The 12,198-nt window shown below is 32.6% G+C and carries 12 protein-coding genes and 1 riboswitch; of the genes, 2 read left to right on the top strand and 10 right to left on the bottom strand.

Translation table 11 applies throughout. The annotated features are described in order from the left end of the window. From L3B98_RS25175 to L3B98_RS25145, 7 genes are all read right to left on the bottom strand, one after another. Positions 1–313, bottom strand: a 313-nt coding sequence (locus L3B98_RS25175) for an acyl-CoA dehydrogenase family protein (protein WP_238918694.1), incomplete at its 3' end; no start/stop codon positions are given. Positions 314–589: 276 nt separating this feature from the next. Continuing rightward, a complete protein-coding gene (locus tag L3B98_RS25170) occupies positions 590–1,006 on the bottom strand; it encodes a MaoC family dehydratase (protein WP_015392174.1) in 417 nt (138 codons plus the stop codon). A 396-nt stretch (positions 1,007–1,402) separates the two neighbouring features. Next, complete coding sequence (locus L3B98_RS25165; RefSeq protein ID WP_015392173.1) at positions 1,403–2,797, bottom strand: GntP family permease; 1,395 nt, start codon at positions 2,795–2,797, stop codon at positions 1,403–1,405. A gap of 78 nt (positions 2,798–2,875) precedes the next feature. Beyond that, positions 2,876–4,420: an acyl CoA:acetate/3-ketoacid CoA transferase gene (locus L3B98_RS25160; RefSeq protein WP_238918692.1), complete on the bottom strand. Its 1,545-nt coding sequence runs from the start codon at positions 4,418–4,420 to the stop codon at positions 2,876–2,878. 280 nt (positions 4,421–4,700) lie between these two features. Further along, complete coding sequence (locus tag L3B98_RS25155) at positions 4,701–6,425, bottom strand: sigma 54-interacting transcriptional regulator (protein WP_238918691.1); 1,725 nt, start codon at positions 6,423–6,425, stop codon at positions 4,701–4,703. Positions 6,426–6,528: 103 nt separating this feature from the next. Next, positions 6,529–6,837: a methylated-DNA--[protein]-cysteine S-methyltransferase gene (locus tag L3B98_RS25150; RefSeq protein ID WP_077362049.1), complete on the bottom strand. Its 309-nt coding sequence runs from the start codon at positions 6,835–6,837 to the stop codon at positions 6,529–6,531. Beyond that, positions 6,834–7,043: a hypothetical protein gene (locus tag L3B98_RS25145; RefSeq protein WP_238918686.1), complete on the bottom strand. Its 210-nt coding sequence runs from the start codon at positions 7,041–7,043 to the stop codon at positions 6,834–6,836. Before L3B98_RS25145 ends, L3B98_RS25150 begins: the two co-directional genes overlap by 4 nt. A gap of 299 nt (positions 7,044–7,342) precedes the next feature. Beyond that, positions 7,343–7,438, top strand: a riboswitch (guanidine-I (ykkC/yxkD leader). A gap of 126 nt (positions 7,439–7,564) precedes the next feature. Here L3B98_RS25145 and L3B98_RS25140 point away from each other — a divergent pair. Then, the gene (locus L3B98_RS25140; RefSeq protein WP_238918685.1) at positions 7,565–7,954 is read left to right on the top strand and encodes an ACT domain-containing protein; all 390 of its coding nucleotides are present in this window, start codon (positions 7,565–7,567) and stop codon (positions 7,952–7,954) included. A 134-nt stretch (positions 7,955–8,088) separates the two neighbouring features. Here the strand turns inward: L3B98_RS25140 and L3B98_RS25135 are convergent, their stop codons facing one another. Together L3B98_RS25135 and L3B98_RS25130 are read right to left on the bottom strand one after the other, a co-directional pair. Beyond that, entirely contained in the window at positions 8,089–9,267 is a 1,179-nt protein-coding gene (locus tag L3B98_RS25135) for an MFS transporter (protein ID WP_238918684.1), read from the bottom strand. 82 nt (positions 9,268–9,349) lie between these two features. Next, positions 9,350–9,937 (bottom strand): DUF1349 domain-containing protein, encoded by a 588-nt coding sequence (locus tag L3B98_RS25130; protein WP_238918683.1) that lies wholly within the window; start codon positions 9,935–9,937, stop codon positions 9,350–9,352. A 155-nt stretch (positions 9,938–10,092) separates the two neighbouring features. Here L3B98_RS25130 and L3B98_RS25125 point away from each other — a divergent pair, with 155 nt between their 5' ends. Continuing rightward, entirely contained in the window at positions 10,093–10,986 is an 894-nt protein-coding gene (locus L3B98_RS25125; RefSeq protein ID WP_238918682.1) for an AraC family transcriptional regulator, read from the top strand. 165 nt (positions 10,987–11,151) lie between these two features. Here L3B98_RS25125 and L3B98_RS25120 read toward each other — a convergent pair whose 3' ends face one another. Continuing rightward, positions 11,152–12,063, bottom strand: a complete 912-nt coding sequence (locus L3B98_RS25120; protein ID WP_238918681.1) for a DMT family transporter — start codon at positions 12,061–12,063, stop codon at positions 11,152–11,154. Positions 12,064–12,198 lie beyond the last annotated feature (135 nt).

Raw genomic sequence — 12,198 nt, 5'->3', positions numbered from 1 at the left:
CTTTAGTACCATTTTCGTTAATTACTGATGCACATAGTGATGTATGAGCTGAAAGTATAACTCCAGTAGTACCACAAACTTTTGATAATTCTTCTACAGCGATTATATATGAAAGTACATCTCCGCCTGCTCCGCCAAATTCTTTAGAAAATGGGATACCCATCATTCCCATCTTAGCCATTATTTCAACATTTTCCATAGGGAATCTTTCTGTCTCATCGATTTCGGCAGCTATTGGTTTAACTTCATTTACTGCGAATTCTCTAACCATTTGTTGTACTAATTCTTGTTCTCTAGTTAACTTAAAATTCATTAAATTACCCTCCTTGTTATTTAAACCTACTTTATAACAAACTATATATAAACCTCTAATAGATTTTTAGCAAAATTCTATAATATTATTTACAATTAATAATATTATTTTGGAGCTTTTGCACTAGGTATGGTAAGTGCAAAAGCTCCAAATAATTAAAGTAACTAAAATTTAACTATAATTTGCCAAGTTATATTAGCCTATGCCTTGAGTTGCCTCAAACTACAATGCATCCTTTTCACACTAGAATTATTTTCATCCCTTCCGGTAAATAGGTTATTTAGGCGGCATTATGTTTGCAACCCCTACCAGTACTTCAACACCATTTTGATTTGTACATATGGTACTTAATTTTATTCTATTCTTATCTTCAAACTTCTCTATAACCTCAACTTCAGCTTTAATTGTATCTCCTATTTTCACAGGAGCAACAAATTTAAGTTCTTGTCCAAGATATATTGAGCCTGGTCCTGGCAATTGCATTCCAAGTACTGCTGATACTAAACCAGCTGTTAACATGCCATGGGCAATTCGCCCTTGAAACATTGTTTTCTCTGCCTCAACTTGATTTATATGAGCTGGATTTAAATCTCCCGTTATACCAGCATATAAGTATACATCAGTTTCTGTAATAGTTTTTTGAAAAGATGCTTTATCACCAATATTTAATTCTTTTATAGTTAATCCGTTCATTTTCAATTCCCCCTTGTATAATTTAGTTATAACATTCGATAGAAAACTATTTATATTTCTTTATAGATATCCAAATTAATACTCAAACTTATAAATGTAATATGTATGCATTATCGAGAAATTATAATCGTAACACTACACTAGAAATCAGATACATTTTTCTGGAAGCAGGCATGTGAAATTGAGCTAATGATGGTTATTAGTGGAAGGTTGTTCCATTTTCTGCTTGTCATAAATTTACTTTAGGAACATGCAGAAATGGGTACAACCTTCCGCTTAGAACCTTCCAGCGAAAATTTCACTAGTCCTGTGGAAGATAAATGGATTTGATTTCGGTAATTGTTGCATAAATCTAATTCTCGCTTTGGATATCTATATTGATATACTAAATACTTATTAAATAAAATGTAATATGCTTTGTAAAGCTATTAATATAAACACAGATCCTGTCTTAATACAAGTGATCACAAAAATATCTTTATATGATTGTTTGTGAGTTAACCCTGCAATTCCAAGTAAAGTTATAACTGCGCCATTGTGAGGTAATGTATCCATTCCACCTGATGCCATTGCAGCAACACGATGAAGTAATTGTGGATCTATTCCAACACTATTTGCCCAATTTAAATATTCCTTTCCAAAAGTATCAAGTGCTATACTCATTCCTCCTGATGCAGAACCAGTAACCCCTGAAAGCACATTTACTGTAACTGCTTCTGAAAGTAGTGGACTACCGTCTGGATTAATGTTAGTTAAAGCATGAGCTATAGATTGAAATCCTGGTAAAGTTTTTATAACATTACCAAAGCCTACTTCTGATGCTGTATTCATAACAGCTAATAATGATCCAATTGCACCAGCATTAATCGCTGAAGCTAAATTACCTTTCATACGCTTTGGATTAATAGAAATTGCAAGAAGAATACCAAATACAAGTGCAATCATTAAAGCCCAGTTATTCATTGAACCTACAACACTTGCTTCAGGAATATTATAAGGTGCTTTAGTAACCCAAGAAACTATATCCCATTTAGGGAATACTAATTTTTGTAAAACCAAAGTCAATCCAAGTACAGATATTAATGGTAATACTGATATAAATGGATTTGGTAAGCTTCCATCTTCAACAAGTACTGGTTCATTTTTATGATTTTCCCCATAGCCTTCTCCCTTTGCTTGAGCTTTACGTTTACACCATTCAAGATAAGATACCCCGCAAACTAAAACGATAATCGCACCTAAGGTTCCAAATACAGGTGCTGCATAAAGATCTGTATTAAAAAACTTCATTGGTATAGAGTTTTGAATTTGAGGTGTTCCTGGAAGTGCATCCATAGTAAATGTGAAAGCACCAACAGCGATTGTTGCAGGAACAAGTCTCTTTGGAATATCAGCTTCTTTAAATACTGATGCTGCAAATGGATACACTGCGAACGCAACAACGAAAAGACTTACACCACCATAAGTTAAAATGGCTGCTGATAAAATTACAGATAACATAGCACGCTTTTTACCCAACTTTTCAACTATAAATTTAGCAATAGATTTTGCTGCACCAGATTGCTCCATAACTTTACCAAATACAGCACCTAACAAGAAAAATGGAAAGTAAACTTTTACATAATTCCCCAAGTTAGGTAGAAATACTTCCGTATAGGTTGGCATAACTGCCATCCCAGAAAATATAGCTGCTGCAATTGCAAATATAGGTGCAAAAACAATAACTGAGAACCCCCTATAAGCCATGACCATCAATAATATTAAACTTAATAAAATACCTATAACTGCCATATATAAAACCTCCATTATTATATTATTTGGGTTTATCAACCGATTTATCCATACTTAGCTATTCTTTACGTTAATACATCACTTAAGATTCATAAGTTTGTCTTCAAAAATTCTTTTATCCATTATCTTTAATTTTTCTGATATTATTGGTTTAAAATCCATTTGATCGAGAATGTCTTTTTGTAAATCTACTCCAGGAGCTATTTCTTCTAATTCCACTCCAGCACTAGTTAATCTAAAAACTGCTCTTTCAGTTATATATAGAACTATCTGTTTTACATCTTTTGCATAATCTCCACTAAAAGTTATTTGCTCAACATCCTTGATAAATTTCTTTGACTTACCTTCATTTTCAATGATTAGCTTACCTTCAAAAATATTAGTTTTAAGTCCTCCTACAGTAAAAGTTCCGCAGAAAATAACCTTCTTTGCATTTTGAGTTATATTTATAAAACCTCCACATCCAGCTATTTTAGGACCAAATTTACTTACATTGATATTTCCTTTTTCATCACACTGGGCAAGTCCTAAAAATGCTATATCTAAGCCTCCACCATCGTAAAAATCAAACTGAGAAGATTGATCTATTATACTATCTGGATTAATAGCTGCTCCAAAACTCAAGCCACCAGCTGGTATGCCTCCAATTGGACCTGATTCAATTGTAAGTCTCATGCTATCACCTATGTGTTCTTCATTTGCCACCATAGAAATTCCCTCTGGCATTCCAATTCCTAGATTTGTGATTGCATTTGGCATAAGTTCCATAGCACAACGTCTAGCTATAATTTTTCTTTCATCCATTGGAAGGCATTTAATAGTATTAGCTGGCATCTTTATTTCTCCACAGAAAGCTGGATTAAAGCTTTCACCAAAGGTCTGCATTTGATTTTCTGCACTAGCTACAACTACAGCATCCACAAGGATTCCCGGAATCTTTACCAACTTTGGATCTAAAGTTCCTTTTGATACTATTTTTTCAACCTGAAGAATGACTTTTCCACCAGAATTCTTTGCAGCCTGAGCCATTGCTAAACCATCAAGCGTTGCGGCTTCCTTTTGAAGACTTGCATTTCCTTCTTCATCTGCATAAGTAGCCCTAACTATTGCCACATTTATAGGAAACGCTTTATAGTAAAGATACTCTTTTCCATCAATTTCAATCATCTTAACAACATCCTCAGTAGTACAGCTATTTAATTTTCCTCCCTCAACTCTTGGATCTACAAAGGTTTTCAACCCCACATGAGTAATTGTTCCTGGCTTTCCTGCTGCAATATCTCTGTAAAGACTGGATATAACTCCTTGAGGAAGATTATAAGCCTTTATCTTATTCTCGATCGCTAACTTTTGAATCTTAGGAGCTAACCCCCAATGTCCTCCTATTACTTTAGAAAGAAGACCTTCCTGGCCAAAATGATTTAAACCTTTTTCTTTTCCATCTCCTTGGCCTGCTGCATAAACAAGAGTTAACTTATTTGGCCTACCTTCCTCTAGATAAATTTCCTTAATCTTCTTAGTAATTTCCTCTGGGTGTCCTATGCCTATAAAACCACCTACAGCAACTGTATCTCCATTTTTTATTAAAGAGATTGCTTGCTCAACTGACATTATCTTGCTCATATTTTCTCCTCCTTTTTATATACTCTAAAAACAAGAATGTAATATTTATTAATAAGTTCACTTATACTTATTTATATAAGCAAGACTCGTGCCAAAGCCTTAGAGATAAAATAGACCTAGAATAGGAGGTTTGTCCATTGTGAATCATTAATAAAATCTGTGATATCTAAAATTAGTGTATAGATTTCCGTACACATTTTTAAGTAAACATTTACATACTGTTCGGATTTCTATACAATTATTTATGAGAAAAAAATTAGTTGTACGTTTATTCGTACAACTACATTTTTATTTTATGCTTTTCCATTTTTTCATATAAACTAGTCCGGCCTATCTCTAAAATTTTTGCTGCTTTTGTCTTATTTCCCTCTGCTGCCCTAAGTGCAAGAATAATAGCATTCTTTTCGCTTTCCTCAAGAATGTCCTGAAGCCTTTTAGGAATTATTGCAGCTTTTTTACCTGTAATTTCTTTCGGCAAATCATCTACATCAATTATGTCACTATCTCCCATAATATTAATAGCTCTCTCTAGTATATTTTCTAATTCTCTAACATTACCTTTCCATTCATATATTTTAAGATAATGTTCCGCCTCTTTTGAAATTCCTTTAACTTTCTTATCTAAATTCATTGAAAGCTTCTTAATGAGATGATTCGAAATAAGTATAATATCATTGCCTCGTTCTCTCAAAGGAGGAATTTCAATTGTTACAACATTAAGTCTATAATACAGATCTTCACGGAACTTGCCCTCTGAAACTAATTTTTCAAGATTTCTGTTTGTTGCAGCAATTATTCTTATGTTAATCTTCTTAGTTGCAACTCCACCAACTTTCTCTACTTCTCGTTCCTGAATAACTCTTAAAAGCTTTACCTGCATATGAAGAGGCATATCTCCAATCTCATCTAAAAATATTGTACCTTCATTTGCAATTTCAAATTTTCCTATTTTACCTTCTTTTTTTGCGCCTGTAAAAGCTCCAGCTTCATAACCAAACAGTTCTGATTCAAGCAAATCGCTTGGAATTGCTGCACAATTAACTTTAACAAAAGGTCCTTCATAACGATTACTCTCTGAATGTATAGCATGTGCAAAAATTTCCTTACCAGTACCACTTTCCCCTAAAATAAGCACATTCGAACTTGTATGAGCAGCCTTTTTCACTATATCCTTAGCCAAAAGGATAGAATCACTTTCTCCTATAATATTTTCAAGTGAATAGCTTGCTGTATTGAATTCCTTAAGCCGTGATTTATAATTTGCTAATTCTTTTTCTATAACAGTTATCTTTTTGTAAAGACTATTTAGTTCCTTAACATTTCTAAATAATACTTTTCCTACAACCCCAATAATTTCTCCATTTTTTATTATAGGTATTCTTGACGCTATCATATAATTTCCTTTAATCTTATGAAGCTGCGCTACTTCCTCTTTACCGCTTTCAAGTACTATTGGCATTCTTGTATTCTCTATAACTTCATTTACATGTTTGCCAATTGCATCTTCTCTTCTTATTCCTAAAAAATCAGTATATGCCTTGCTCATCATAGTGATTATTCCCTTCTTGTCAATAATCACCATACCATCATAAGCCGTCTCAATTACAGTATTTAATATTTCGCGACTATCCCTTTCCTTATCAAGCTTTTGAAGCAATTCATTATAGTTTGTTATATTGCTAAAAATGAGTATTGATCCTACTACATCCTTATCTTCAGTCAAAGACATAATACTTAACGACAAATTCAAATTATTAACTACTATAGACTTTTTAACTTCCTCTTTTTTATTAGTTAAAAAGTTAGTTAACTCAACGTTATGTATTAATTCATTAAAATCTTTTCCTAAACTATTTTTGCTATCTATTCCAAAGAGAATACTAGCAGCTCTATTAATAAAAATTATCTTATTGTTATTATCAACTACAACTATTTCATTAAATACATTATCTAGTATCATTTTTAAGTCATTAAAATAGTTCAAAAATAATGCTTCCTTCACCATCTACTAGTACCTTCTTCCTTTTAAGTTTTATGCTTTTAAATAGACTCCTAAAAAAATAAGTAAAATAATAAATTTTCCCATTTCATTAAACTTTAGAGCAAATTTAGCAATCCCATTTATTTTCCTTAATATCAACATGATTCTCATCTTTAAAGGATACACCTTCTTCTAATAGTAGAAATCGTTGTTCCTTCCAGCCTGGTGCCAATCTTCCTGCATGATTTACCACACGATGACATGGATATTCTCCATAAAATTCTGACTGGCTTAAAACCTTCCCGACAAGCCTTGCATTTTTGTCTCTGCCTATAAGACTAGCAATTTGTCCATATGTAGCTACTTTCCCTTCTGGGATTTCTTCTACAACTGAAAGTATTTCATAAATTAATTGTTCATTCATAATCTTTTTCATATATTCACCTGCACTGAAAATTCTAATTTCTTTTTTATGCTTTCAACAACAGGTTTAAAATACTTAAAATCAGTATTATCTCCTTTTAAAATGCATTCTTCTTTGCAAGGACATTTTATACATCCAATTTCATCTGTTGTTTCAATATAATCACACATTTTAACAAAAGTATTAAAAAGCAATTCTAAAATTTTCTTCTCATCCATTATAACTTTCTCCCAATTATTATAGTAGCTTAAACAGCAATTAGCTATGAACTTGCAGAATTTTTATTTAAAATAACCTCAATAGCCACAATAAATCTTTATTATATTATAGCCTAACAAATTACTAATATAAACTAATATATATATCGATTTCATCAAGTAAAGTTTTAAATATTAAAAGTCTCTATAAACTCTAACCTTCATTATTTAAGATGAAAGTGTATCAACTTGACTCAAATTTGATATTATGCTAGAATCCATTTATTAGTTGCAACTTATAGATTATCAAAATTTTATATAATTTAGTTTTCTAGGGTTCCGCAGTTTATAACTGGCAGGTCCGAGAGAAAACGCACAATTTATTGTGTACACGGAAGGATAAAAGCCTGGGAGATATTTTTATAATATTTCTGAGGCTTTTTTATTTTATAGTATAAAAACTAATATAGTGAAACTTAAATCACATATGGCTAGCTAATATTAATGGGTTTCACTGGTTAAAGAAAGGATAAAGCTTAAAGATGATAGAAAAAATATTAACAATGAAATTATTTAAGGATAAATATGGAGTATGCAGACTTGCTAAAACTGAATCACTTCCTAAATGGGCACAAGATAGCGATTTTTTCTCTATAACAAAAACATCTGATGAATTATCAATTGTATGCCTTGAGGACAGTATTCCTAGCGAGATAAAATGCGAAAGAGATTGGAGGATCTTAAAGATTGAGGGACCACTTGACTTTTCTTTAATTGGAATTTTAGCTTCAATTAGTACAATATTAGCACAAAAAGGAATAAGCATATTTGCCATTTCTACTTATGATACAGATTATATTCTTGTTAAAAACAAAGATCTAGATAATGCTGTAGAATCACTCCTCAAGGAAAGATATGAAATTTTAGGTTAATTAGTGTTAATAATTTTCTTTTAAGACTTGGTAAAAGTGGCTGTCGCATTAGCGGATTAAAATCTAGTGCGACAGCCACTTTTTAACTTCCATATTATTTTCAAATATAGCTTTTCCAATTAAAGTTTTGCTTATCACTTACTCAAAGCTGTTTTCTTTGTTAATAATTCACTCATTACAATCATTATGACAAGTATAAGCAATAGATATACTGGGAATAATGCTACATTAATATAACCAGCAATCAATCCAAAGATCGGAGGCATCAGGCATGTTCCAACATATGCACTTGCCATCTGAACACCGATTATTGCTTGAGATTTATCCTCTCCAAAATGTGCAGGTGTGGAATGTATAATACAAGGATAAATTGGTGCACACCCGAGTCCAATCAATATTAATCCTACTAAGGACACATTTTCGTTCATAGGCAAAAACATTACTATAATCCCAATTGCAATAATTCCCTGACCAAGTCGTATCATCTGCAAATCATTTAGTTTCATGGTAATAAATCCACTAAGTGCCCTTCCTACCGTAATGCCTATAAAAAATACACTAGCAAAACTAGCTGCTGTATCAGCTGTAACCCCTTTGTAAATTGTCAAATAGCTACTCGCCCATAAGCTTGTCGTCTGTTCTAAAGCACAGTAGCAAAAAAAACAAAGCATAACTTCCTTAGCTCCAACTATTTGAATAATTTCTTTTAATGATAATGCTTTATGTGTAGTCTTTTCATTATCAGATACATTTTTTGCAACAAATTTTCGTTCTTTCCATAGAGGAATGCTAAAAATCAAAATTGCAGTAAGTACAATCTGTAAGATGGCTATATATAAGTATCCTGAGCTCCAACTATGTCCACCTGCCAATGCATAACCCATAATGTATGGTCCTATAGTTGCACCTACCCCCCACATGCAATGCAGCCAGCTCATATGGCGGCTTTCATAATGAAGTGCTACATAATTGTTCAAGGAAGCATCCACACTTCCTGCTCCAAGTCCATATGGAATAGCCCAAAGACAAAGCATTATAAATGAATGTGATATAGAAAAACCAAATAGCGCAAATGCTGTCATTGCTACACTTATTGCTGTAACTTTACTGGTTCCCAGCTTACGTGTAAGCCTGTCGCTCTGCAGGCTGGATAAAATAGTTCCAAAAGCAATAATCATAGATATTATACCAGCATAAGAAACTGGTACGCCAAACTCTAGATACATGGATGGCCAGGAAGCTCCCAACAGCGAATCTGGTAGTCCAAGACTAATAAACGCAAGATAAATAATAACTAATAATATTTGGATCACTTTGAGCTCCCCCTTCATTTAGTGATATAATAATTCCTTTTAATTTCGATGTTTTGCCAATCCGAAATTTATTTTCCTATATTTATTTTCCCATTCGAATATTTTTGACTTTCTTTTTTTCTATGGTTAAATCTTCATATATACGGATTCCACCACTACCTGTAGGCGCCTGTGCCAGTAGACCTACTTTCAAGGTTTTTTCTGCTGGTAAATTAAAAAATCGCATCATATAGTAATTATCTCCATCTATTGAATAATGAAATGCAAAGGATTGTCCTACACGACATACCTGAAGCCAAACAGAATTTCCTTCTACATTACAACCATTGGCATCATCAGACTGATCTTTTGTAACCACACTGACAACCGCATGTGTATTAAAATCTGTAAGTTCGAAACATGCTTTTGCCCAATGAGTTATATCCTGCATTATCATAATAGAAGAAGAATCATACATGTCTTTAAAATCATGTGACACCTTTACTCTCATGATGAAATCTCCAGTAACCTCTGTATAATAAAAGGGAGCATTACTAAGAGATTCTGGTGTAATCCCTTCATCTCCAACTGCCCCATTATTACAGAAAAAATCGCTCTCTTTGGGAGCAAAAATCTCTATTCTTTTTCCTTCTTTAGTTATTGTACTTTTATTTAACCACTTAAACTCCATTTTAAATCCTCCGTGTAATATTTTAGTTTTTATCAGCACGCAATTCTGCATCTGTTTTATTAGATTATATCCCAGTCATAATGTTTTTTCATTACACAAAATCACAAATTAATTGTACAATATAACAGAGGTGAAAAATAATGCAGTTCTACAAAATGACTACCGATGAAACGTTAAGAGAAATCGCTGCTCATGGCAACGACAAATACCCTATAGCATATTATGTAGATGATATCTGGCAATTCGATCTTGGATGCATAGACTGGCACTGGCATCGAGAGGTTGAATTTGTAACAGTCTCAAAAGGTACTGTAAATTGTCTAATTGGGAAAAACAGAATCCATTTGGAAAAGGGTTGGGGAATCTTTATAAACAGTGGAACAATACATCGCTTTGAAACCAGCGATGGTGGTATTATGCCCAATATTGTATTTGCACCGGAACTAATTGCCATGGAAGGAAGCCTAATTCATGATTCATATATTTTACCTATACTGTCATCTGGTCCTGCTTATCAAATTCTGGATCCGAATATTTCATGGCAGAATAATATTCTAATGTTATTAAATCAAATCTATGACGTTCAGGAACATAAAGGGGATTCTTTATCGCCTCTTAATACACTTCTTCTGACTACTGAACTATGGAAACATCTATTTCAAAACATAAATATTGATCCAGTTTCTGCAAATGGAACAAAATCAGTCTTTCAATCTTCACGTTTACAGATTATGCTGCAATTTATCCATGACCATTATGCAGAACATATAGGACTTGAGGATATAGCTGCTGCTACTAACATCAGTAAAAGCAGTACATTGGAAGCTTTTCGTCAAGGAATCGGTCAGTCACCAGTTTCTTACCTTATTAAATATCGTTTAATACAGGCAGCAATTTTATTAAAGAACACACAAAAATCCATTTCGAATATATCATTAGTTACCGGGTTTTCAAGTGCTGCTTATTTTTGCAGAAAGTTCAAAGGTTATTATAAGATCACTCCTGCCGAATACAGAAAACAAAAATTGCATAATATCCCCTCACTATAACTCCTTAAAAAATAAATTAATATTAACATATAAAAGTTAGCTAATCTTCATAGAATTAGCTAGCTTTCTATATTATCATTTATTTACTATTAAATCTAAAAACGCTTCTTCTTACTGCGTTTTCTTTAATTAATACTCCATATCTCTATTAGTAATAGTCTAATTTTAGCCATAATTTTCTTGTACATTATCAGATAATTCTGTACCATCTTTTCCTATTGATATATTACTACCTATAATTGCTACAAATATAAGTATTACTCCCACCCATTGCATAGAGTTAACAGGCTCTTGCAAAACTATTGCTGATAAAGTCACAGCCACTGGGAGCTCTGAAGCAGATAATATAGTTCCTAATCCCATCCCAACCTGTGGCATTCCAATTGAGAATAAAAGTGGTGGAAGACAAACTCCAAATAATCCTAGAAGCAATCCATATGGAGTTAATCCTTTTAGCACAGAAACATCCAATAAAAATTTTGGTGGAAACAATAAAAATACTACTATTAAGGCACCTGTTGAAAAAATTGCACTTTTTAGTACTGGTGGGGTATCTTTCCCAACTGTACTACTAATAAACATAAATCCTGTATAAGTAACTGAAGAAAGTAATCCCCAAATCATTCCCTGCCATGATAAATCTCCACTATTTTGTGAAGTAACTCCTGCTGCTAAAATAGACCCCACTAGTACAATACCTATGGAAATAAGTTTTTGTTTATTAGGTTTTTTCTTATTAAATATCCAATCAAACAATGTACCAATCCATACAAATTGAAATAAAAAGATTATTGCTAAGGAAGCATTAAGCGTCTTTAATGATTGATAATAAAAAAGACCTGTTAACCCCAATGGAATTCCACATAAAAGTAACTTTAAAGTTTGTTTCAATGATATTTTTTTCTTTTTTGTTATTAGAACTGCAGTCCATATAAGTACTGTACCAAAAAAATATTGCCCTCCTGTTACCTCTGCTGATGAAAATCCTGCTGAATACGCAAGCTTTACAAATGTTGATAATATTCCATAACAGCATCCTCCTAAAAAAACAATTAATGCATAATGCCATTTTTTCATAACCATTCCTCCTCTTTCTTTAAAACGCAAAAAACCACACAATTATCACATAAAATAATTGTGTGGCGAAAATAGAATTCCTCTAGAAAAATCCACATCCTAAAAAGGTTTTATTATTAAATTTCTACTAAGAGT

This window comes from Clostridium sp. YIM B02555 (assembly GCF_022320955.1).
In the GTDB taxonomy this organism is placed as follows: Bacteria; Bacillota; Clostridia; order Clostridiales; family Clostridiaceae; genus Clostridium; species Clostridium saccharoperbutylacetonicum.
Note: the sequence above shows the minus strand (reverse complement) of the source record. Positions and strands in the feature narration are given on the sequence as shown.

Bases quoted from the DNA above. Each gene is read 5' to 3' on its own strand.
- L3B98_RS25140 (WP_238918685.1), top strand. From the start codon at position 7,565: ATGATAGAAAAAATATTAACAATGAAATTATTTAAGGATAAATATGGA.
- L3B98_RS25165 (WP_015392173.1), bottom strand. From the start codon at position 2,797: ATGGCAGTTATAGGTATTTTATTAAGTTTAATATTATTGATGGTCATG.
- L3B98_RS25155 (WP_238918691.1), bottom strand. From the start codon at position 6,425: ATGGTGAAGGAAGCATTATTTTTGAACTATTTTAATGACTTAAAAATG.
- L3B98_RS25125 (WP_238918682.1), top strand. From the start codon at position 10,093: ATGACTACCGATGAAACGTTAAGAGAAATCGCTGCTCATGGCAACGAC.
- L3B98_RS25120 (WP_238918681.1), bottom strand. From the start codon at position 12,063: ATGAAAAAATGGCATTATGCATTAATTGTTTTTTTAGGAGGATGCTGT.
- L3B98_RS25170 (WP_015392174.1), bottom strand. From the start codon at position 1,006: ATGAACGGATTAACTATAAAAGAATTAAATATTGGTGATAAAGCATCT.
- L3B98_RS25160 (WP_238918692.1), bottom strand. From the start codon at position 4,420: ATGAGCAAGATAATGTCAGTTGAGCAAGCAATCTCTTTAATAAAAAAT.
- L3B98_RS25150 (WP_077362049.1), bottom strand. From the start codon at position 6,837: ATGAAAAAGATTATGAATGAACAATTAATTTATGAAATACTTTCAGTT.
- L3B98_RS25130 (WP_238918683.1), bottom strand. From the start codon at position 9,937: ATGGAGTTTAAGTGGTTAAATAAAAGTACAATAACTAAAGAAGGAAAA.
- L3B98_RS25145 (WP_238918686.1), bottom strand. From the start codon at position 7,043: ATGGATGAGAAGAAAATTTTAGAATTGCTTTTTAATACTTTTGTTAAA.